Below are 23,049 nucleotides of genomic sequence, written 5' to 3' on the forward strand. Positions count from 1 at the left end.
TCGTATGGCGAAGCCGTCGAATACCAACGCCTACGAAGACGCCCGCGAGATCGAAAAGGCGCAATCGGCGCCGGAAATGGTCGGCCTGATCCGCCAGCAGCTGGACGCCGGCTTTCGCTGGCTGCGTTTCGAACCGGTGCTCGAACGCGAGTTTCGTGCCCATAACGATGCTGCCGGTGTAGCCAATCGTATTGCGTTGCTGGCCATCGCATTGACCGTGCTACTGATCAGCCCGCTGTTCGATACCGCCTTTTTCGGTGTGCCGCCGATGGCGGCCTGGTGGTCGCGGGTTCTGCTGATCGGTGTGCTCGGGCCGGTAACCGTCGTTGCACTAATATGGTGCGCTCGTTGTGGTGCCTCATCCGCGACCGAGTACGTCATCGCCGGCCAGTTCACGATCGTCAGCTTCGGGCTGCTGTTCAATCACATTCTGCTCAATCGGTATGGCGCGGAATTCCCGGTGGAATTCGTCGGCGTGTCGATGGTCGCCGTGGTCGCACTTGGACGCGTGCGCTCGTGGTTGATATTGCCCGTGGCTGTGCTGATCGCGCTGCTGACGCTGATCACGGAAATCTGGCTCGTGAACGCCAGTCCGACCGATTACTACCATCTCGCCGCAGCGGGCGTGCTGGCGCTGTTCGCGATCTATCTGCAGGCCGCGAACGAGTATGTGCTGCGGCGCAGCTGGCTCGACCGCAAGCTGTTGCAGCTGGTGGCGCGCCACGATGGCCTGACTGGCCTGCTTAATCGACACGCGCTGGAAAATGCGCTGGCCACCGCCCATGGCCACGCCGTGCGCCAGCGCAGCAACTACGGTCTGGCGATGGTGGATATCGACCAGTTCGGCGCTTACAACAATCATTACGGCCACCCGGCCGGCGATGAAGCATTGCGTCAGGTCGCCAGCGTGATCGAAGCCCACGCCCGGCGGCCGCTGGATGTGTGCGGGCGCTACGGCGGTGAGGAATTCGTGGTGTTCTGGATCGAAGGGCGCGAAAACGAGATCGAGGACCATGCCGAAGCGCTGCGCGCCGCGATCGAGGATGCCGCGATTGCGCACGCCACCTCGAAGGTGGCTTCGGTGGTGACCGTGAGTATCGGTCTATGCCACGTCAAACAGCCGCAGGAACATGATTCGCTGTCGGCAGTGCTCGCCTGTGCCGATGCCCTGCTCTACGAGGCCAAGGCCGCGGGCCGCAATCGGGTCGCCATCGGGCGATTCGATCGCAATGCCGCCGATGCGCAACCGCACGCCCGACGCGCTCAGGCCGCCGGCTAACCGCTGATCCAGGCGACTTCGTAGGGCGCGAGCGTAATCGAACGGCTCGAACCACTGATTTCGGTAGCCGCGACCACGTTGCGGCGCAGGCGTGCCTCGGGCAGCACATGGGCGGCCACCTTGACCGGCCGGTCGGTGACGTTATGCAGTGCCAACAGCGTCTGGCCGCCGCCACGGCGCTGGATCGCGAACAGATGCGGTCCCAGGTCGACCAGGGTCTGGGCAGCATCCGGGTGCAGGGCGGGCTGGCGCGCACGCACGGCCAGCAGATGCTTGAGCCGGGCGAATACCGTGGCATGGTGGCTCTGGCTGGCGAGCTGATATTCCAGCTCGCCGACATCCCATTTACGGCGATTGATGGTGCGATAGCGCCCGCTTTGCTCGACCCGTGACAGATCGTTGTGGGTCGCGGTCAGGCTATGAAAATACAACGCTGGAATGCCGGCCAGGGCCATGGCGATCGCCTGGCTGCAGATAAAGCGTTCGATATGCAGCGGCGTATCGCGCTCTTCGGCTGCCGCCAGCAGATCGTAATAGGAAATATTGAGCTCGTAAGGCTTGTGCGAGCCATCCGCCACCGCGCGCGTGGACACGAAACCGCCGCGCGCCCGTACGGTATCCACCAGATGTTCGATCGCCTCGCCATCCAGAATCGATTCCACCGCGCGCAGGCCGATGCCGTCATGGCTGGCGGTGAAATTCAGAAAATGACAGCCCTCGGGCAGGGCCGGCAGGCTGCGTGCCCAGTGGCTGAGCGTGCTGGCATCGCCGGTCAGCAGCGCGTCGGCAACCAACGGCGGCAGGGCGAACTGATAGGCCACATGGGCCTCGTCGCCGTCGACGAGATAGGAGATGTTCTCCACATGCGGAACATTGGTTTCGGTGATCAGCTGTACGCCCGGCGCGTAGTAGGCCAGTAGCGCGCGCAGGAACTTGATCAGGCGATGGGTCTGGGGCAGATGAATACAGGGCCCGCCGATTTCCTTCCATAAAAACGCCACCGCATCTAGGCGCAACAGCCGCGCGCCGCGGGCGACATACTCGAAGATAATGTCGATGAATTCCGACAACACGTCCGGATTGGCGAAGTTCAGATCGATCTGGTCTTCAGAAAACGTCGCCCACAGATGGCGGGTGCCGCGGGCGGTGGCCACCTCGGCAAGCAGCGGCGTGCTGCGCGGGCGTACCACCGCGCGCAGGTCGGTGGCCGGGTCGACTTCGATGAAGTAGTCACGGCCGGGATCGACATCGCCCAGATAGTTCGCAAACCACTGGCCCTTGCGCGAAGCGTGGTTGAGCACGAGATCGAACATCAGCGGGTGATCGTCGCCAAGCGCCGCCACGTCGTCCCAGTTGCCCAGCTGCGGGTCCACCGCGCGGTAGTCCATCACCGAGAAGCCGTCATCCGAACTGTGCGGATAGAACGGCAGGATATGGATCGCCGCGATCGAATCGGCCAGATGCTCGGCCATGAACGCCTTCAGCGTGGCCAGCGGCGCCTCGCTCGGGCGCTGGACGATATCGCCGTAGGTGATCATGACATTGAAGGCTTGATCGATCGGCGTGGTGGATTCGATCGGCAGGCCGTGGCGCGTGGCGGCATCGGCTGCCCGGTCCAGACAGTCGCTGGCGGCGGCTTGGCCGTAGAGCGGATCGAGCCAGTCGATCAGGGTCTGGCGGGGCGCCGGCTGGGTAGAGCTTGCATCAGGCATGCGTTTGCGGAAACAAGGTTTGTGCCAGCATGCATTATGCCGGTATCGGTTCTATGATTGGCGCCGGGTTCGAAACGAGCGCGAGGCGTGGTCATGATCGAAGGCGGCTGTCTTTGCGGTGCGGTGCGCTATGCGATTGCCGGCGCGCTGGCCGATATCCAGGTCTGCCACTGTCGAAGTTGCCAGAAGGCCCAGGGCACCGCGTTTGCAACCAATATCCCGGTCGCCCGTGATTGTTTCGAATGGCGCCGCGGCCAGGCCGAGATTTGCGATTATGAATCCTCGCCCGGCAAGCATCGGCTGTTCTGCGGTCGTTGCGGTTCGCCGTTGATCAGCCGTCGCGACGACGCCCCCGATGCCGCGCGGGTGCGTGCGGGCACGCTCGACGCGCCGGTGCATGCGCGTATCGCAAGTCAGGCGTTCGTTGCCGAAACGCCGTGCTGGTGGCCGCCGGCAGCGGATGTCGTCTGCTTTGACGGGGCACGATCCGAGACCGGCGGTTGACGCCGGTATGATCCGCAAGACACTGTTCTGGGGCGTTTTGACCCTGATCGGGCTGGCCGTGGCCGCGCCGGCGCTGGTGGGCTTCTATCTCGAGCGCGAGTTCGACGACATGGTCGCCCGGCTGGCGCGACCGGGCCTGACGCAGGTGACCCATGCGCATTTCGAGCGCGGCTGGTTCAGCTCGCATGCCACGATTCGCGTCGAGCTTGCCGCGCCGATATGCAGCGCGCCGCCCTGTGTCGGCACCACGCTGGATACCACCGTCTATCACGGCCCGTTGCCGTTCGGTGCGCCGCCCGAGAACAGCGAAGGCTTCGAGCCCGGGCTCGGCGTCGGTGTGACCCGAATCGATGCCGCCTCGCTGTGGCCGCGACATGTGTTCGAGCCGAGCCTCGCGCCGCTGCGCGTGATCACGCGGGTGGGTTTCGACGGCCTGGCACGGTCGCATCTGCACTTTGACGGGCGCGCGCTGGATATTGCCCGTGATCGCGTCGTGGCGCATATCGAAACCGCGCCGATTTCAGCCCATGCCCGTATTCCGCTGGCGGGTGGGCCGATCGCGCTTGATATGGCGTCGCCACAGTTCGAGATCGTCGGTGCCGACGGTGGTCAGCTCGCCTGGCGCGAACTCGAGGCGCGTCTGGGCGCAGCCGGCGAGGGCGGTTCGCTGCGCGCGCATTCGTTGCGTATCGCTGATGGGCTGGGCCAGTCAGCACTATTGCAGTCTCTGGCCTGGCAATGGCAGATGCTGCCGAGCGCGCCGGCGCGGATCAGCGCCCGTGTGGATGGGCGTATCGCCCGCGCAGTGATCAACAACAATGCGTACGGCCCGTTATGGGTCGAGGCCGAAACCGCGGATCTGGATATCCGCGCCTGGCGGGCGTTGTTCGCCCAGCTTGGGCTGTTGCGCGATATCGAAACCGGCAAGCTCGACGACAGCGCGCGGGCGACGCTCTACCGCGAAACACTGCCCGCCTTGCTCGCCGGTGCTCCGCGTATCGATGTGCCCCGCCTGCAGCTCACCACGCCGCAGGGCGATGTTCGCCTGAAACTGCATATCCAGGCGCCGCAAACAATGCGCGAGGCGCGTCTGCTGGCGGATGTGGTTTCGCAGCTGGATATGAACTTCGAAGCCCGACTGCCCGCAGGTCTCGCCCGCGATCTGACCGTACAGGTCATGCTCGCCAGCGGTCGCTCGCCCTATGCCATCGAAGAACGCGATATCGATCAGGCGCTGGCCGAACTGGTGCAACAGAACCTGATCGAATCGGTCGACGACGGCGTGGCCTATCGTTTGCGGCTCACGATCGAGGCCGGACGGCTCACGCTCAACGGGCGTAATCAAATCGGTTGGAAAGCCATGATCGACCAGTTCGAAGCGGCACGCGAGCGGCTTTGAGCGCCGCCGGCTACTAACCCGGCACCAAAACAGCTGACTCTGTCAGCCGTTTTCAATAGCTTCGCGGCCGTTGGCCGCGGCGAGTACGCTGTCGCGCACTCGCGTTATTAACCCGATAATTCATCTATGTGTGCCGGGTTAATAACCGGTCAGCGTCTTCGCGATCCAGGCCGATACGAACAAGCCAATGCCGAATACCGTGTGGTTCAGTAGGCTCTGCCAGCGTGCGTTACCGGGATTCGCGGTGTGGCGCGCGGCCAGGCCGGCGCCCATGGCGGGCTGCATGATCAGAAAAGGCGCGGCCACCGTTGCCACACCGATCAGCAGCGCCGGGCCGAGGGTCGGCCGGTCGAACCAGCCGGGGCCGGCAAGCAGTGGCAACAGACCGGCGAAAAGGACGCCGGTCAGGTAATGCACACTCCAGCCCAGCGGCTGTTCGCCACGGATCGGCGCGGCATCGGCAATACGGATGTGCCAAAACCGGCCATATCGCATATGGGCCAGCCAGCGCCCGACCCAGTCGAACCGCGGCGCCGACAGGCCGAACAGCGCCTTGGCTAGCAGGCTCCAGATATCCATTGCGACGGTGGCGCCGATGCCGGTCGCGAGGGTCAGTAGCAGGATTTTCATGGTCAATACGTAGCGCTTGTGAGAGTGGCGCGTTAGGTTAGTACTTCAAGTTCAATTGAAGTACAGCGCGATCAATGGATATCGCCGAGGTCGCCAAACGCGCGGGTGTGCCTGCGTCCACGCTGCGTTTTTACGAGGAAAAGGGGCTGATTCGCTCGATCGGTCGGCGCGGGTTGCGGCGCCAATTCAGCCCTGGGGTTCTCGATCGGCTGGCGCTCATCGCCCTGGGGCGGTCGGCCGGGTTTTCGCTCGCACAGATTCGGCCGATGCTGGGCGATTCGGGCCCGCGTGAAATCGATCGTCAGGCGTTGAGCGACAAGGCCGACGAACTGGATCGCAGAATCCGCGAGCTCACGGCCATGCGCGACGGTTTGCGCCATGCGGCGGTCTGTAGTGCGCCCAGCCACCTGGAGTGCTCCACCTTTCGTCGCCTGATGGGGGTGGCGGTGGCCGACCTGTCGCGGCGCTCGCGCCGGCGTGGCGATCAGCGGACCTGACCGAGTTCCTGGCTACGTGTCGGCTTCGTCTGTGCGGCGGCAAACTCTGCGCGTGGCGCAAATGCAACCGCAAACACGTTAAAATGCCGTGTTTTTGAATTCGACCGCGGCCATATCGCGGGAGCGCGCAATGAATACCCAGACCGATTTCGACGTCATCGTGGTCGGTGGCGGCCATGCCGGCACCGAAGCGGCCACCGCCGCTGCCCGTATGGGCGCGCGTACGCTGCTTTTGACCGACAACATCGAAACCATCGGCCAGATGTCCTGCAATCCGGCCATCGGCGGGATTGGCAAGGGTCATCTGGTGCGCGAAATCGATGCCCTGGGCGGCGTCATGGCCCGGGCGGCCGATCGCGGTGGCATTCAGTTTCGCACGCTCAACGCCCGCAAGGGCCCGGCGGTACGCGCGACCCGTGCCCAGGCCGATCGGGCGCTCTACAAGGCCGCCGTGCGTTCGATGGTCGAGAACACACCCAATCTGGCCCTGTTCCAGCAGTCGGTGGCCGATCTGATCGTCGAGGGCGATCGCGTGGCCGGCGTGATGACCACCATGGGCCTGGCCTTTCATGCACCCACGGTGGTGCTGACGGTAGGCACGTTTCTGGGCGGCACCATTCATATCGGCCACAAGCGCTTCGGCGGCGGTCGCGCGGGGGATGCGCCCTCGAATGCGTTATCCGAGCGCCTGCGCGCGCTGGACCTGCCGGTAGGCCGGCTCAAGACCGGCACGCCGCCGCGTATCGATGCCAAGAGCATCGACTACTCGCAGCTGGCCGAACAGCCGGGCGACGAGCCCGCGCCGGTGTTTTCGTTCATGGGTGAGCGCGGCGAGCATCCGCGCCAGGTGAGCTGTCATATCACCTATACCAACGAAACGACCCATCGGATCATTGCCGACAATATCGGCGAATCGGCCATGTATTCCGGCCAGATCGATTCGGTGGGCCCGCGCTATTGCCCCTCGATCGAGGACAAGGTGGTGCGCTTCGCCGACAAGGCCTCGCATCAGATCTTCATCGAGCCGGAGGGCTTGACCTCGGCCGAGGTCTACCCCAACGGTATTTCCACCAGCCTGTCGTTCGAAACCCAGCAGAAGGTCGTACGCTCGATCGCCGGCTTCGAGAACGCGCATATCACGCGGCCGGGCTATGCCATCGAATACGATTATTTCGATCCGCGGGCGCTTTCCTACACGCTGGAAACCAAGGCCATTGCCGGGCTGTATTTCGCCGGCCAGATCAACGGCACCACCGGCTATGAAGAAGCCGCCGCCCAGGGCCTTCTGGCCGGGCTCAACGCCGCGCGTGCGGTGGCCGGCGAAAGCGCCTGGTGGCCGCGCCGCGACGAAGCCTATCTGGGCGTGCTCGTGGACGATCTGATCACCCGCGGCACGATCGAGCCCTATCGCATGTTCACCTCGCGCGCCGAGCATCGCCTGCTGCTGCGCGAAGACAATGCCGATACGCGCCTGACGCCCATCGGCCGGGCGCTGGGGCTGGTTGACGATACGCGCTGGGCGGCGTTCGAGGCGGCGCGCGACGCGGTGGCCGCCGAACAGGCGCGATTATCGGCGATCGTGGTCAAGCCGGAAGACTTCGGCGCCGATCGCGGCGAACGCGTTCTGGGCAGCGTGCTCAAGCAGGCCACGCCCGTGGCCGAACTGCTCAAGCGTCCGGGCGTGGATCATGCCTGCTTGGTGGCCATCGAAAGCGTGGGCGCGCCCGATCTGTCGCAGCTCAACGCCGAGGCTGCGGAGGCGGTCGGCGAGCAGGTCGAAATCCAGGCCAAGTACGCGGGCTATATCACCCGGCAGAGCGCCGAGATCGAAAAGACGCGCCAGCACGAGGCCACCGCCCTGCCGGCCGATCTGGATTACGCGGCGGTATCCGGGCTGTCCAACGAACTGCGTGGCAAGCTCGAGGACGTACGCCCGACGAGTATCGGGCAGGCGTCGCGTATTCCGGGCATGACCCCGGCCGCAATCTCGTTATTGCTGGTGCACTTGAAGAAACTCGGACTGAAACTGGCAAAAACCGCCTGAGCACCGGTCGATAACCGCGCCCGCCGAGTCACCCGTGAACCGCGACGGGTGGGGCGACAGGCTTGCATCGCGCGCAAAACATTCGTGTAACCTAGTATTTTCGAATAGTTGCGGTTTCGCGGGGCCAAATTGAACAAGCTTCGAGCGCTAGGGTGTGTCCTGTTTGCTGCACTGCTGCTGGCAGCCTGCAGTAGCGAGGAGTCGGCCAAGTTCCCGGTCGAGAACACGCCCGAGATTCGGGACGACGGCACCACGGTGCTGCGCCGGGGTAACGGCGCCGAGCCGGAAAGCCTGGATCCGCATCAGGCCCGTAGCGTGCCGGCGGCCAATATCCTGCGCGATCTGTATTCGGGCCTGGTTCAGATTTCGCCGGCTGGCGAAATCGAGCCCGCCGACGCCGAGTCCTGGGAAATGACCGATAACGGGCTCGTCTATACCTTCAAACTGCGCAAGGATCTGCACTGGTCCAACGGCGAACCGCTGACCGCGCAGGACTATGTGTACAGCCTGCGGCGCAGTGTCGATCCGGCCACCGGCTCGCCTTATGCCCAGCTGCATGCGCCGATCGCCAATGCCAAGGCGATCATCGCGGGTGACAAACCGCCCGCAGCCCTGGGCGTACGTGCGCTCGACGATCACAGCCTCGAAATCACGCTCACCGCGCCCACGCCGTATTTTCTGGGCACGCTGGCGCACAGCATCAGCTATCCGGTCTACAAGCCGGCGGTCGAGGCCCACGGCGCGGCCTTCAGTCAGCCCGGCAACGCGGTGACCAACGGCGCTTACAAGATCGAAAGCTGGCGGGTGAATTCGATGATTGCGCTCGAGCGCAATCGCCAATACTGGGACGATGCCCAGACCGCGATCGGCCGCGTCGAGTACTACCCGATCACCAACCAGAACTCGGCGTTGTCGCGCTATCAGGCCGGTGAGCTGGATTGGGCCACCTCGGTGCCGATCCCGCGCCTGGAGGCCATCAAGAAATATATTCCCGCACAGCTGCATACCCAGCCCACGCTGGGCGTCTACTACTACGGCCTGAACGTCAAACGCCCGCCGTTCAAGGATGCGCCCGAGTTGCGGCGTGCCTTGTCGATGGCGATCGACCGGCGCACCATCGTCGACAAGATTACCCGGGGCGACGAAATCCCCGCCTATGGCTGGATTCCGCCGGTGGTAGAAGGCTATGCAGGCGCGCAGTTCTCGTGGACCAAGCTCTCGGACAGCAAGCGCGAGGCCAAGGCGCGCGAGCTATACGAAAAAGCCGGCTATTCCGAGAGCAAGCCGTTACAGATCGAAATCCGCTACAACAGCGGCGAGGGCAACAAGAAGATCGCCTCGGTGATCGCTGCGATGTGGCGCAGCGTGCTCGGTGCCGATGTCACCTTGCGCAACGAGGAATGGAAGGTCTTTCTCGACAACGTGCGCCAGGGTAATACCGAGGCCTACCGGCTGGCCTGGATTGGCGACTACGACGACCCGAACACCTTCTTCGAACTGATGAATTCCAAGTTCGGCCTCAACGGCACCGGTTATGCCAGCGCCGAATACGACCGCCTGCAGGAAAAACAGGCGCATATGCCGGACGGCCCCGAGCGCATGAAGATCATGAAGAAGGCCGAGTCCGTATTGCTGGCCGACAGTCCGATCATTCCGATCTATTTCTATGTCAGCAAATACCTGATCAAGGATTATGTGAAGGGCTTCGAGGGCAACCCGCTGGACTCCTACTACAGCAAGGATCTGTCGATCGAACCGTGAGCGCCCTGATCAGACGTTTGCGAACGGGCGACGCCTAGCCATGCTGGCCTATGCGCTGCGCCGGCTGCTGGGCGCGATCCCGACGCTGTTCATTCTGCTGACCCTGGCGTTCGTGATGATGCGCGCGGCCCCGGGCGGGCCATTCGATGCCGATCGCGAACTGCCGGCCCAGGTCCGGGCCAACCTCGAAGCCAAGTATCACCTCGACGAACCGATCTATCAGCAGTACGGGCGTTATCTGTGGGATATCGCCCACTTCGATTTCGGCCCGTCTTTCCAGTATCGCGATACCAGTGTCAACGACCTCATCGCCTCGGGCTTTCCGGTATCGCTCAAGCTCGGTGCGGCCTCGCTGGCGTTCGCGCTGCTCTTGGGTGTGCCGTTGGGCATGCTCGCTGCGCTGCGCCAGAACCGCCCAGCCGACTACGGCGCGATGACGCTCGCCATGCTGGGTATCTCCATCCCCAATTTCGTGCTCGCGCCGCTGATGATTCTGATGTTCGCGGTCTATAACGACTGGCTGCCGGCCGGTGGTCTGGATGGTTGGCAGAACTATGTGATGCCGGTGCTCGCACTGGGTACCGCGATGATGGCCTATGTCGCGCGCCTGGCCCGCGCCTCGACCATCGAGGTCATGCGCTCGAACTATGTACGCACCGCCCGTGCCAAGGGGCTGTCCGCTGCGCGCGTGGTCTGGGTGCATGCGCTGCCGGCCGCGCTTACGCCGATCGTGTCTTATCTGGGCCCGGCGGCGGCCGGCATCATTACCGGTTCGGTGGTCATCGAGACGATTTTCGGCATTCCCGGGCTGGGGCAGTTTTTCGTCCAGGGGGCGCTCAACCGCGACTACACGCTGGTGATGGGCGTGGTGCTGTTCTACGGCATCCTCATTGTGGCTTTCAATCTCGTCGTGGACCTGCTCTACGGCTGGCTCGACCCTAGGGTGAGCTATTGATGCGGCAAGTCAGGCGCCAGCCCGTTCGTTTCGCCGTCGCGGTGGTGGGCACTGCATGATCTTCGGACGTCGAAAACACATGCAGCAGGCCGCGCATGGGCGCAGCCTGTTCTCCGATGCGTTGCGGCGGCTGCGTGCCAACAAGGCCGCGCTGACCTCGATGGGCGTATTGGGCGTCATCGTCGTCGCGGTCGTGGTGGGGCCGTGGCTGTCACCGCATAACTACTTCGACCAGGACTACGGGGCGATCTGGGTGGCGCCGACCCTGACGGATGCCCACTGGTTCGGTACCGACTCGGTGGGGCGCGATCTGTTCGTGCGCGCGCTCGAAGGCGGGCGGATTTCGCTGATGATCGGTTTCGTCGCCACGCTGGTCAGCCTGGTTATTGGCGTGGCCTATGGCGCGACGGCCGGCTATGCGGGCGGGCGCGTGGACGCGGTGATGATGCGCATCGTCGATATTCTCTATGCGATGCCGTTTCTGTTCTTCGTGATCCTGCTGATGGTGTTTTTCGGCCGTAATATCCTGCTGATATTCGTGGCCATCGGGGCCATCAACTGGCTGGATATGGCGCGTATCGTGCGCGGGCAAACACTCGCGCTCAAACAGCAGCCCTTTATCGAAGCCGCGCGCATGTCCGGCGCGCCGGCGGTGTCGATCATCGCCCGCCATATCGTGCCCAACCTGCTCGGCGTGGTGGCGGTGTATATCACCCTCACCATTCCGCAGGTCATCCTGTTCGAATCGTTTCTGAGCTTTCTCGGCCTCGGCGTGGCCGAACCCGCTACGTCCTGGGGCGCGCTCATCAAGGACGGCGCCGATGAAATGAATCGCGCGCCCTGGCTGTTGATCGTGCCGGCGGTGTTTCTCGCTGCCACGCTATTCTGCTTTAACTTCATCGGCGACGGTTTGCGCGACGCGCTCGATCCGAAGGATCGCTAGGCTCGCGAGTCAGCATGACGCCCGAAATCAAGCGGGTCGTGTATCTGATCGTGGCGGTGTCAAACGACGCGCATTAAATCGGCACCGCGGATCGCGTTCTACGCGCTGCGATCAGGCAAGTATTTTGTCCGCCAATGAACGCGAAGAAACGCGAATAAGGCAAAAAGACGATCGGTCGAGCGGCGAGGCGTCGGCCCTTTACGCTTCGAGCTGAGCTTTGTACATGCGCAGTTGCGGATTTGCGCTTTTGGCATGTATTTGCGGATGTCTTTCCAAGGAACGAGCCCCTGTGTCGGGCAGGAACGACGCAGGTCGAATCGACGCCGCGGGCTTCGTTTGGCCGGTTGGTGGCTTACACTGGGTGCATGCTGCTCGACGTTCGCGATCTGAAAGTACGTTTCGACACGCCCGACGGCGTGGTGGAGGCCGTACGCGGGCTCGATCTGCAGCTCACCGCCGGTGAATCGGTCGGCATCGTGGGCGAATCCGGCTCGGGCAAGAGTCAGAGCGTGCTGGCCCTCATGGGGCTGCTGGCGGACAACGCGCGTGTCTCGGGCAGCGCGAGCCTGCAAACCGATCGCGGCCGGCTGGAGCTGATCGGCGCGAAACGGCGCACGCTCGAACGGATTCGCGGCGCGCGGATCGCCATGATCTTTCAGGATCCGATGACCACGCTCAACCCGCATCTGCGCATCGCCACCCAGATCAAGGAAGTGATCACGCGCCATCGCGGTTTGCGCGGCCGGGCCGCGACGAAGGCCGCGATCGAGATGCTCGAGGCGGTCAAGATTCCCGATGCCGCGCGTCGGATTCGCTATTACCCGCACCAGTTTTCCGGTGGTATGCGCCAGCGCGTGATGATTGCCATGGCGCTGGCTTGCGAACCGGATATCCTGATTGCCGACGAACCCACCACTGCCCTCGATGTGACCGTACAGGCCGATATTCTCGATCTGATGGCCGAGCTGCGCGAGCGCACGCAGGTCGCGTTGCTGCTCATCACCCACGATCTGGGCGTGGTCGCCGGCCAGTGCGAGCGGTTGCTGGTCATGCGTGCCGGCGAAGTGGTGGAGCGCGGTGCGATCGACGACATCTTTGCCGCCCCAGCGCACGACTATACCCGTGCGTTGCTGGCGGCCGTACCGCGTCTGGAAACGCCGCATCGCACGCGCGGGCGGCCATGAATCTGCCGGATTATCTGACCGACCCCGAGCTGATCGCACTGCTCAAGTTCTGGACCACGATCGTCGTGCTGGCCGGCAGCGCGATCGCGGCCAGCGTGCATGCGCTGCTCACCCGTGAAACACCCAGCAGCGCCTTTGGCTGGATCGGCGTGTCGGTATTGTTTCCACCGATCGGCCCGTTGTTGTATTACATGTTCGGCGTCAATCGCGTACGCATTCGGGCGCGTCGCCTGGACCGCCAGTCGCGCCACGGCCTGGGCGCGCATCAGCCCGGCGCCAACGCCGAGTTGCGCGACTACAGCGACATACTCGATCGCCGCCGGCTGGGCCTGGCCGCGGCCGGCGACCGGCTGTCGGCCTGGCCGGTGGTCGCCGACAATGGCGTGGAGGTGTTGCACGACGGCGAGCAGGCCTATCCGCCGATGCTCAAGGCGATCGAAAAAGCCCGTCGTTTCGTCTATCTGACCACCTATATCTTCGAGACCAACCGTACCGGCAAGCGCTTTATCGATGCCCTGGCGCGCGCCGCCGAACGCGGCGTGGATGTACGCGTGCTCATCGACGGGGTGGGCGAATACTATGCCTGGCCGGGCCGGCGCGCCGTGCGTCTGTTGCACAAACAGGGGGTCAAGTCGGCGCGTTTTCTGCCGCCACGGCTGATTCCGCCCTCGCTGCAGCTCAACCTGCGCAACCACCGCAAGATCCTGGTGACCGATGCCGGCGTGGCGTTTACCGGCGGCATGAATATTGGCGACCGGCATCTGGTGGAGGGCAGCCGTGGCGTGTCCGATCTGCATTTTCGTTTTGCCGGCCCGGTGGTGCGCCAGATCGAGGCCGTGTTTCTGTCCGACTGGGCGTTTGCCACCGGACGTCAGACCGGCGTGTCGCGCGGTGAGATCGCGCCGGCGGGTGACGCGGCCTGTCGCAGTATCGAGAACGGGCCGACCCGCGACACCGAGCGCCTGACCACACTCATTCAGACCGCAATCGCCAGTGCCCGGCGCAGTGTGCTGATCATGACACCGTATTTTCTGCCCGGACCGGCGCTGGTAGGCGCGCTGCAATCGGCCGCGTTACGGGGGCTGGAAGTCAAGATCGTGCTGCCGGCCAAGAACAATCTGCCGTTTGTGCACTGGGCATCGCGGCATGCGCTGGGCGAACTGATGATGCGCGGCGTGCATATCTACTATCAGCCGCCGCCGTTTGCCCATACCAAACTGCTCGTGCTCGACGAGGACTATGCGCTGGTCGGCTCGCCCAATCTCGACCCGCGCAGTCTGCGCCTGAACTTCGAGCTGGCCGTCGAGATATTCGACCCGGCCGGCGTGGAAAGCCTGGCCACGCATATTCGCGAGAGCATTGCCATGAGTCGGGCCTATTCGCTGACCGAGCTGCACAGCCGGCGCTGGCCGACGCGCCTGCGCGATTCCTTTTTCTGGTTATTCTCGCCTTATCTCTAGGACTATCGTTGCCGGTGGCTGGCGTCGAGCGAATGAGCCAGGGTAGCGGGCATTTCGATACGCATATGCACCGGCAGATGGTCGGAGAGCACGGTATCGATCACCCGCGCTTCGCCGATATTGAGCGTCGGCGAGGTGAGGATATGATCGATGCCGCGCCGCGGACGCCAGCTGGGAAAGGTCGGCAGCGGCCGGTCGTAGACACGCAGCCCGCTGGCCGCCAGCGCCGGGTCGGCGATCAGCGCCGAAGCCGTGCAGTTGGTATCGCCCATGATCACCACATGGCGATCCCGGGCCACGAGGTCGCAGATCGCGGCCAGCTGGCGTGCCCGGCTACCGGCGCCGAGTGCCAGGTGCGTGATCACCACGGCAAGCGGGTCTTCCGGCGTGCCGAAGCGCGCGATCAACGCGCCGCGCCCGGGCAGGCGCCCCGGCAGCTTGTGTTCGCTCACCGCGAACGGCGTATAGCGGCTGATCAGCCCGAGCCCGTGCTGGGCGACGCGCCCGAGATCGCGATTGACCTGGACCCGCCAGTATTCGAAGCCGGCGGCTTCGGCCAGATGCTCGATCTGGTTGCGGTACTGGCTGCGCCGGCTGCCGGCATCGATTTCCTGCAGGCCGATGATGTCGTGGCCGACCAGCAGTTCGCCGATACGGTCGAGGTTGTCGCGCACCTGCTGGCTGGGCAGCAGATGACGCCAGCCACGGGTTACGTATTCGCGATAACGCTTGGTGCCGACGCCGACCTGCATGTTGAAACTCAACAACGACAGGCTCGGCCCCGCTTGGCTGGGACGCGTCAGAGCGCCGGGTGCAGTGGGCGAATTCACAGGGTCAGCGTACCATCGTTACCGGGTGAGTGATGCCTTACGAAAACGGCCAGTCGATGAGCGAAACGTTGCTACGGGTAGACAATCTCAAGGTGCATTTTCCGCTGGGCGGTGGTCTGTTCGCCGCCGACGCGGGCGTGCTCAAGGCGGTTGACGGCGTGAGCCTGAACCTGGCCCCCGGGCGCACGCTCGGGCTGGTGGGCGAATCCGGCTGTGGCAAGTCGACGCTGGCGCGTGCGCTGACCGGCATGGTGTCCGTCACATCGGGCGAAATTGTGTTCGAAGACAACACGATACGCCACGACCGGTCAGCCAGCTGGAAAGCCCTGCGGCGTGATGTGCAGATGATCTTCCAGGACCCGCTCGCCAGTCTCGATCCGCGCATGACGGTGGGCCAGATCGTGGCCGAGCCGTTGCGGCATCTTCGCCCCGACCTGGGTCGCGCGGATCGACGCCGGCGCGTGGCGGCGATGATCGAGCGGGTCGGGTTGTCGCAGAGCCAGATCAATCGTTATCCACACGAATTCTCGGGTGGGCAGTGCCAGCGGATCGGTATCGCGCGCGCGCTGGTGGTCGAGCCGAAGGTGCTGATCTGCGACGAGCCGGTATCGGCGCTGGATGTCTCGATCCAGGCGAAGATCGTGGAACTGCTGCAACAGCTCCAGGCCGAGTTCGGCATCGCCATTCTGTTCATCGCTCACGACCTGGCCGTGGTACGCCAGATCAGCGATGAAGTGATGGTGATGTATCTGGGCCGGGTCATGGAACGCGCGCCGTCGAACACGCTGTTCGAGCGCCCGGCACATCCGTATACGCGGGCGTTGTTGTCGGCCGTACCGCGCCCGGATCCGGAACTCGAACGTCGTCGGCGTCGAATCGCCTTGTCCGGCGAGTTGCCGTCGCCGGCCGATCCGCCCTCCGGCTGCGTGTTTCGTACCCGCTGCCCCTGGGCACAGGTGGATTGCGCGGCACAAACGCCCGCGCTGCGGGCATTTGGCGGCGAGAGCCATGTGGCCTGCCTGCATGCCGAAGCCGTGGCCAGGGATCGGCTCGCCGCGACCGGCTGACGCGTGAGCTACGAGCGCCTGTTCAACCGCCTCGGCGTACTCGCGTTGTTCGTTGCCCTGGTGGTGGTGGCCGGCGTGGCCGGTTGGCATACGCTACTCAACACCTATGCCGGCGCCTGGTCGCACCAGCCCGAGGACGCCGACTGGCTGCTGGCCGATAGCGCACGGCAACTGATCGCCGACAGCATGGCGGATCTCGACGCCGGTGTCGTCGATCATCAGGTCGCGCTGCTGTCGAGTCGCGCTATCGGTGCGCGCGCGCCCGGCGAACCGGATCAGCCGCGGGTCAATGTATCCGTGCCGACGGCCCCGCGGGCCTGGCTCGAATGGCAGTTTCTACGTCATGCCGCCGGCGTGGACGATGTCTTGCAGGCCTTCGAGCTTCAGGCCTCGCGGTTGCTGCGCCAGATCGATGCCATGCCGGGTGACTATCGAGCCTATGTATTCGCCCGGGACGCGGTTTATAGCCGGGCGGGTGCGCTCGATGCCGGCGCTACCACGGCCTTCGTGGCCAATGCCGATGTCGTAGCGCTTGCCGCACGTAGCGATGGGCACCTCATTCCCGTGGTGTCGGTGCACCCGGCGCGACCGGATGCTGTCGCAGTGCTCAGGCGCTGGGCCGAGCGCGGTGTGCGCGATGTGGCCTGGTGGCCGGCGCAACAGCAGATCGATCTTGCCGGTGCATCTGCCCAAGCCGCCTATGCGGTGATGGCCGCACACGATATGCGCCTGCATACCCGGATTGGGCCGGGGCGTGACAGCGAAACAGGCCAGGCGATGATCGATGCGCGGGCGCTACGCGACGCCCTCGATGCGGGTGTCGCGGTCACGGTTTCCATCGACGCGCCCGCAGACAATGCGCGCGAGGTCATGGAATCGCTGTTCGCGTTGTTGCGGCAGCCGGCCTACCGGGCGCGGCTGCGTATCGCGCTCGACGGCGTGCTGGCCGGCCGGCGGGATCAATCGGTGCTCGCGCCGCTGTTACAGCATCCACAGTTTTTCGATCGGTTGTGCTATGCCAGTGGCTATCCGCATTCGGCGATCGCGGGCGCGATCGATCTCGAAGCGCTGGCGGATGACGGCTTTCTCGACCCGGCGCTGATTGCGCCGCTGCGGGCCATCTACGATGTCAATCCGTTGCTGTTCATGTTCGTGACCCTGCGCCAGGTCCGCTTGCCTACGACCGGGCTGAAGCTGCCGGCTCGCGTGTTTGCGTGCCGGGCGGAGTCATGAAGACTTAACACCGTTGTCCCAGGCTCCGCGGCATTGGATCTGTCGTTCGGAACAAACCTATGGGTCAGCCCACCCGTCATCATCGCAGCGTGCTCGCGCCACAGACACGTCGTTCTTTTCTGCGTCGGGCCGGATTCGCCGGCGGCGCCGCGTTATCGCTGGTCGGCCTGGCCGGTTGCAGCGACGATGGCGGCAGTTCGGTACGGGTGTCGCGTGCGCCGGGCAGCAGTGCCGCGCAGTTCGTCCATGGCGTGGCCAGCGGCGACCCGTTGACCGATCGCGTCATGCTCTGGAGCCGGGTGACGCCGGCGATCGAGGGCGATATCAGCGTCAACTGGTTTCTGTCCGAATCGCCGGACATGCGCAACGTGCTGCGTAGCGGCACCGTGATTACCGGCGCGTCGCGTGACTACACCGTCAAGGTGGATGCCACCGGCCTGGTCGCCAACACGACCTATTACTACTGTTTCGAAACCGCCACCGAGCGCTCGCCGGTCGGGCGCACGAAAACCCTGCCCACGAGCGGCGTCGAGCGGCTGCGGATCGCCGTGCTGTCCTGCTCGAATTATCCCTTCGGCTTCTTCAATGTCTATGGTCGGGTCGCCGAGCGCGCCGATCTGGATCTGGTGTTGCATCTGGGCGATTACATCTACGAATACCCGGGGCGCGGCGTATCCGAGGCCGAGAACCCGGATGAATACGGCGACGGGCGACCGCTCGGCCGTGCCCCTGAACCGCCCTACGAAATCGTCAGCCTCGACGACTACCGGACCCGCCATGCCTGTTACAAGACCGATGTCGACCTGCAGGAGCTGCATCGTCAGCATCCGATGATCTGGGACCATCCGATCAGCTCCCCAGCGATCCGCGTTTGAGTCCCAAACCGTTCGGCTGCAAGGCGCGCGCCGCCGCATCGTGGGTACTCACGATCTAGGCGAGCAACGCCGCAGACGGGCGGCTTGGGCCAAACCCGTTGGGCCAGGCCTTTGTGCTCGGCTGGCGGCGTTATTCGTCGGTTGTGTGCAAACAGCACACGGCCCTCCTTATTCCTTGCCAGTCGAGCACAAAGGCGCTGGCGCGGACCGCTGCGGAGCTGATCGGATGGTCTGGTGGACGACCACGAATCGACCAACGACAGCTGGCGCGGCGGCGCCCAGAACCACGACCCCGATCGCGGCGAGGGGCCGTGGAGCAAGCGCGAAGCGGTTTCGATCCAGGCCTATTACGAATGGCTGCCGATCCGTGAAACCGACCCGGATAATCGCGAGCGGATCTATCGCGGCTTCGAGATCGGCGACCTGGTGTCGCTGTCGATGCTGGATACGCGCCTGATCGGGCGCGACCAGCAGCTCGAAAACAATGCCGAGCAGGGGTTTACCGATACCGGCGATTATGCGAACGCCGATCGGACCCTGATCGACGACAATCAACGGCAATGGCTGGCCGACCGGCTCGAACAATCGCCGGCGATCTGGAAACTCATCGGTCAGCAGGTCATGTTTGGCCAGCTCAAGTCCGTGGGCGCGCCCAATGCCAGCAACGCCACCAACCCGGGCGGCCAGGGCGGCGTTTTTTTCAATTCCGATCAGTGGGATGGCTATCCGCGGGCCCGCGAACGGGTGTGGGAGATCATTCGTGGCGGCCAGGCCGCGCCGAATGTGGCGATCGACAACGTGGTGGTACTCACCGGCGATATTCATACCTCCTGGGCCATGGATATCACCGAGGATCCGAACAATGCCGCAGCCTACGACCCGGCCACCGGCCTGGGCTCGATGGGCGTGGAATTCGTGACCACGTCGGTGACCTCACCGGGCTTCGACAGCAACGATCTGCGCGATACGATTCTCAGCCAGAACCCGCATATGAAATACGCCGAGCTGACCCAGCGCGGCTATCTGCTGCTGGATATCACCCGCGAGCGCATGCAGGCCGAATGGTGGTATGTCGACGACATCAAAAGCCGTAACAACCAGCAGCGCTTTGCCAGCGCCTGGCAGGTACGTGCAGGCGAAAATCATGTCGTGGCCGCCAGCGGCCAAAGTCAGCCCGTCGCCGACGCGCCGGTGCTGGCGCCGCAAGACCCACAAGCGGCGGTGGCCACCGGCTAATCGCTGCGCATCCGGTCGCCGGCGGGAAAAGATCGTGTTTCACAATACGGTCATGGTTCGAGACTAGCCTTCGAGAACGCACTCTTGCGTTTGTTGGGGGTACGACATGGTCAAGCGTTCTGCGCCGCGCGCGCACGATCCCGTGCGTCGGCGGTTGTTGTTGCAAAGCCTCAGCGGTGCCGGATTACTGGTCACCGGGAGCTTGTTGAGTGGGTGTAACGACGGCGACGCGTCGGTTTCTCTCAGTTCCGGCCAGGGCTCGGGCGGTGGGGGAACCGTGCGCCCCGGCATGCCGGACGGCGGCGATAGCACGGGCTCGCCGATCAGTCGGCTTGGGGCGCTCGGCGCGGCTGACGAAAACGGGGTACGCCTGCCACCGGGCTTTGTTTCCCGGGTGGTCGCCACGGCGGGACAACGCCCCTATGCCGGTTCGCCCTATCTCTGGCATACCTATCCCGACGGCGGTGCGACCTTTCGCATGGACGATGGCGGCTGGGTCTATGTCTCCAACAGCGAGTTCGTGCCGGGCGGCGTGGGGGCGCTTCGTTTCGATGCCAACGGCGAGATCGTGGATGCCTATGCGATCCAGATCGGCACCATCCTCAATTGCGCCGGCGGTCCGACGCCCTGGGGCCCATGGCTGACCTGCGAGGAGTACGAAGCCGGTAGTGTCTATGAATGCGACCCGACCGGGGCGGGCGCGACCGACGCACTGTCCAACAAGAAACCGGCGCTGGGTACGTTCAATCATGAAGCCGCGACCATCGACCCCAACGCCGGCATCGTCTATATGACCGAGGACGATCCGCAGGGCGGTTTCTATCGGTTCGTCTGCGATGCCTATCCGTCGCTGGATTCAGGCACGCTACAGATCGCGGAACTCGTGGGCGATGACCCCATGACCCGCCGTGCGATCGTGTGGCACGACGTGCCACAACCCAATCCACCGACCGCGCTGCTCACCGAAGTCGAAAACCTGGCTGGCGAGCTGGGCGAGCTGCCGCTCGTTGGCGGGCTGATCGATGCCGTGGTCAATACCGCCTTCACGATCATTCCGGGCAATACGCCGACCCGCCAGCAGGTCGAACAGGCCAGTGTCTTCGATGGCGGCGAAGGCATCTGGTATCACGACGGGATCGTGTTCTTCACCACCAAGGGTGATAACCGTGTCTGGGCCTACGATACGGCCGACGGTTTCATCGAAATCATCTACGACGACGCCCTGTTCGACGAGCCCGTGCTCACGGGGGTGGATAACGTCACCATTTCGCCGCTTGGCGATATTCTGGTTGCCGAAGATGGCGGCGATATGCAGATCGTGGCGATTACCGCCGAGCGCGACATTCTGCCGCTGGTGCAAGTGGTCAATCAGCCGGATTCCGAGATCACCGGGCCGGCTTTCTCGCCCGATGGCAGTCGTTTGTATTTTTCCAGCCAGCGCGGGCGTCGTAATGTCGATGGCGACGATAGCGATGGCGGTTTCGGTATCACCTACGAAATACGCGGCATCGACGGCCAGCGTTTTTTCGACCCGCAGACCTCGACATGAGTGGCCCACGCAAGCCCGCCGGGCATTCGGCGTCGCGCCGTGGGTTTCTGCGCCGGGCCGGCCTGGCCGGTTCCAGCCTGGCGATTACGCCGTGGCTGGCCGCTTGCCACGACGACGGCAGCGTCGATCTGCGCAACACAAGCGACGACAAGGACGACAGGAACGATGAGGGCAGCGCCGATCCCGGCATGCCGGCGATCAGCGACGCGGTGGTTCGTTTCGAACATGGCGTGGCCAGCGGCGACCCGCTCACCGATGCGGTCGTACTCTGGACCCGGGTGACGCCGCAAGACAAAAGCGATGACCTGCCGATCGGCGGGCGTTATGTCGTGGCCCGTGATGAATCGCTTTCCGATATCGTCGTTGAAGACGACTTCCGAACCGACGCCCGCCGCGATTATACGGTCAAGATCGATCGCAACCGACTCGTGCCGGGCACGACCTATTTCTATCGTTTTATCGCCAACGGCACGGTGTCTCCGGTCGGGCGTACCCGCACCGCGCCGGTCGGCCCGATCGAACGCGCCCGAATCGCCTTTACCTCCTGTTCGCAGTATCCGGACGGATATTTCAACGTCTACGCGGCCATGGCCACGCACGCGGATATCGACCTCGTACTGCACCTGGGCGACTATATTTACGAATACGGCAGTGCTGGCGAGCTGGGTCGGGCGCACGCGCCGGATCACGAGATTGTGACGCTCGCTGATTACCGCATGCGCCATGCCCAGTACAAGCGCGACCCGGACCTGCAGGCGTTGCACGGCGCGCATCCGATGATCGTGGTCTGGGACGATCACGAATCGACCAACGACAGCTGGAAAGACGGGGCCGAAAACCACCAGCCCGATACGGAGGGGGACTGGGTGTCGCGCAAGGCGCGTTCGATCCAGGCGTATTACGAATGGCTGCCGATACGCGCGGTCGAGCCGGAACGCCCCGAGCGGATCTATCGACGCTTTAGCTGGGGCAATCTGGTCGATTTGATCATGCTCGATACGCGCCTGATCGGTCGCGATCAGCAGGCATCGAGCCCGCTCGACAGTTCGACTATCTACGACGAGCGGCGCACGCTGCTGGGCTTTGAACAGGAGGCGTGGCTGACGACCGAACTCACCCGTTCGGTGGCGCAATGGAAGCTCATCGGCCAGCAGGTCATGTTCATGCCGTTACGCCTGGGTTTGCCCAGGCTGATCGACCTGGAATTACTGCCCGCGCTCAGCGACAAGCTGTCGCTGCTCACCGAGGGCGGTATCGCGCTCAATGTGGATCAATGGGACGGCTATCCCGCGGCGCGTGGCCGGGTGATCGACCAGATTCGTATTCAGGGGCTCAACAATGTGGCGGTGCTGGCCGGGGATATCCACACATCCTGGGCCCAGGATGTCAGCGAAGATCCGAACAATCCGCTCGTCTACAACCCGATCACGGGCGAAGGCGCGCGGGCCGTGGAGTTCGTGTCGCCGTCGGTAACGTCTTCTGGTTTACCCGAGCTACAGCCGTTGCGCGATTCGTTGCGGCTGCTCAATCCGCATATGAAATATGTGGATCTGGCCAATCATGGCTATGTACTGCTCGATATCACGGCCGAACGGCTGCAAGGCGAATTCTGGTATGTAAATACCATCGCCGAGCGCGACGCCAGCGAGCGCTTTGCGACTTCTTTCGTGACCGTCAGCGGCGACAATCGCCTGCAGGAACAGCGCACGGCCAGCACCGGCGAAACCGCGACCGCAGATCTGGCGCAAAGTATCGGTACCGCCGAGGCACGCAACGACGCCCTCGAGCCCGTGGTTCGCGAAGCTTCACCACAGACTGCGTTGGCGTCGGCGTAACCCGCGACCGGGCGGCCCGACGACCGGTCAAAAAAAAGCCGCCCATAGAGGCGGCT

19 protein-coding genes are annotated in these 23,049 nt (G+C 64.1%); 16 read left to right on the plus strand and 3 right to left on the minus strand.

The genetic code is table 11. The features are described 5' to 3' along the window. The first annotated feature begins 4 nt into the window (after positions 1-4). Positions 5-1,279, plus strand: a complete 1,275-nt coding sequence (locus tag S4A8_RS07930; RefSeq protein ID WP_353219743.1) for a GGDEF domain-containing protein — start codon at positions 5-7, stop codon at positions 1,277-1,279. Here the strand turns inward: S4A8_RS07930 and S4A8_RS07935 are convergent. Continuing rightward, complete coding sequence (locus tag S4A8_RS07935) at positions 1,276-2,991, minus strand: sugar phosphorylase (protein ID WP_353219744.1); 1,716 nt, start codon at positions 2,989-2,991, stop codon at positions 1,276-1,278. The genes S4A8_RS07930 and S4A8_RS07935 overlap by 4 nt on opposite strands. A gap of 93 nt (positions 2,992-3,084) precedes the next feature. On the opposite strand from S4A8_RS07935, the gene S4A8_RS07940 reads away from it, so the two are divergent. Further along, complete coding sequence (locus S4A8_RS07940; protein WP_353219844.1) at positions 3,085-3,495, plus strand: GFA family protein; 411 nt, start codon at positions 3,085-3,087, stop codon at positions 3,493-3,495. A 7-nt stretch (positions 3,496-3,502) separates the two neighbouring features. Continuing rightward, a complete protein-coding gene (locus S4A8_RS07945) occupies positions 3,503-4,894 on the plus strand; it encodes a DUF945 family protein (RefSeq protein WP_353219745.1) in 1,392 nt (463 codons plus the stop codon). 138 nt (positions 4,895-5,032) lie between these two features. Here the strand turns inward: S4A8_RS07945 and S4A8_RS07950 are convergent, their stop codons facing one another. Continuing rightward, a complete protein-coding gene (locus S4A8_RS07950) occupies positions 5,033-5,524 on the minus strand; it encodes a DUF2938 domain-containing protein (protein WP_353219746.1) in 492 nt (163 codons plus the stop codon). Positions 5,525-5,598: 74 nt separating this feature from the next. On the opposite strand from S4A8_RS07950, the gene S4A8_RS07955 reads away from it, so the two are divergent. The 7 genes from S4A8_RS07955 (at position 5,599) to cls (ending at position 14,368) form a co-directional block, all read left to right on the plus strand. Then, a complete protein-coding gene (locus S4A8_RS07955; RefSeq protein WP_353219747.1) occupies positions 5,599-6,021 on the plus strand; it encodes a helix-turn-helix domain-containing protein in 423 nt (140 codons plus the stop codon). A gap of 130 nt (positions 6,022-6,151) precedes the next feature. Further along, positions 6,152-8,065 carry a tRNA uridine-5-carboxymethylaminomethyl(34) synthesis enzyme MnmG gene (gene mnmG, locus S4A8_RS07960; protein WP_353219748.1) on the plus strand — a complete coding sequence of 638 codons (1,914 nt, stop codon included), beginning with the start codon at positions 6,152-6,154 and terminating at the stop codon, positions 8,063-8,065. 129 nt (positions 8,066-8,194) lie between these two features. Next, positions 8,195-9,826, plus strand: coding sequence for a peptide ABC transporter substrate-binding protein (locus tag S4A8_RS07965; RefSeq protein WP_353175517.1), 1,632 nt, complete (start codon positions 8,195-8,197; stop codon positions 9,824-9,826). Between the two features lie 40 nt (positions 9,827-9,866). Continuing rightward, positions 9,867-10,781, plus strand: a complete 915-nt coding sequence (gene oppB / locus S4A8_RS07970) for an oligopeptide ABC transporter permease OppB (RefSeq protein WP_353175515.1) — start codon at positions 9,867-9,869, stop codon at positions 10,779-10,781. Positions 10,782-10,860: 79 nt separating this feature from the next. Continuing rightward, on the plus strand, positions 10,861-11,724 hold the full coding sequence (locus S4A8_RS07975; protein WP_353175514.1) for an ABC transporter permease subunit: 864 nt from the start codon (positions 10,861-10,863) through the stop codon (positions 11,722-11,724). 365 nt (positions 11,725-12,089) lie between these two features. Next, a complete protein-coding gene (locus S4A8_RS07980) occupies positions 12,090-12,908 on the plus strand; it encodes an ABC transporter ATP-binding protein (protein ID WP_353219749.1) in 819 nt (272 codons plus the stop codon). Then, complete coding sequence (cls, locus tag S4A8_RS07985; protein WP_353219750.1) at positions 12,905-14,368, plus strand: cardiolipin synthase; 1,464 nt, start codon at positions 12,905-12,907, stop codon at positions 14,366-14,368. The genes S4A8_RS07980 and cls overlap by 4 nt, the downstream gene beginning before the upstream one ends. 2 nt (positions 14,369-14,370) lie before the next feature. Here cls and S4A8_RS07990 read toward each other — a convergent pair whose 3' ends face one another. Next, positions 14,371-15,198: an endonuclease/exonuclease/phosphatase family protein gene (locus S4A8_RS07990; protein ID WP_502950718.1), complete on the minus strand. Its 828-nt coding sequence runs from the start codon at positions 15,196-15,198 to the stop codon at positions 14,371-14,373. Between the two features lie 32 nt (positions 15,199-15,230). On the opposite strand from S4A8_RS07990, the gene S4A8_RS07995 reads away from it, so the two are divergent. From S4A8_RS07995 to S4A8_RS08020, 6 genes are all read left to right on the plus strand, one after another. Then, complete coding sequence (locus S4A8_RS07995) at positions 15,231-16,265, plus strand: ABC transporter ATP-binding protein (protein WP_502950719.1); 1,035 nt, start codon at positions 15,231-15,233, stop codon at positions 16,263-16,265. A gap of 3 nt (positions 16,266-16,268) precedes the next feature. Beyond that, positions 16,269-17,498 (plus strand): hypothetical protein, encoded by a 1,230-nt coding sequence (locus tag S4A8_RS08000; protein WP_353219752.1) that lies wholly within the window; start codon positions 16,269-16,271, stop codon positions 17,496-17,498. Between the two features lie 59 nt (positions 17,499-17,557). Beyond that, the gene (locus tag S4A8_RS08005) at positions 17,558-18,373 is read left to right on the plus strand and encodes an alkaline phosphatase D family protein (protein WP_353219753.1); all 816 of its coding nucleotides are present in this window, start codon (positions 17,558-17,560) and stop codon (positions 18,371-18,373) included. 234 nt (positions 18,374-18,607) lie between these two features. Next, positions 18,608-19,609 (plus strand): alkaline phosphatase D family protein, encoded by a 1,002-nt coding sequence (locus tag S4A8_RS08010; RefSeq protein ID WP_353219754.1) that lies wholly within the window; start codon positions 18,608-18,610, stop codon positions 19,607-19,609. Between the two features lie 106 nt (positions 19,610-19,715). Next, positions 19,716-21,158: an alkaline phosphatase PhoX gene (locus tag S4A8_RS08015; RefSeq protein ID WP_353219755.1), complete on the plus strand. Its 1,443-nt coding sequence runs from the start codon at positions 19,716-19,718 to the stop codon at positions 21,156-21,158. Then, the gene (locus tag S4A8_RS08020) at positions 21,155-22,993 is read left to right on the plus strand and encodes an alkaline phosphatase D family protein (RefSeq protein WP_353219756.1); all 1,839 of its coding nucleotides are present in this window, start codon (positions 21,155-21,157) and stop codon (positions 22,991-22,993) included. The genes S4A8_RS08015 and S4A8_RS08020 overlap by 4 nt, the downstream gene beginning before the upstream one ends. The last annotated feature ends 56 nt before the right edge of the window (positions 22,994-23,049 follow it).

This window comes from Salinisphaera sp. S4-8 (genome assembly GCF_040361235.1).
Classification (GTDB): Bacteria; Pseudomonadota; Gammaproteobacteria; order Nevskiales; family Salinisphaeraceae; genus Salinisphaera.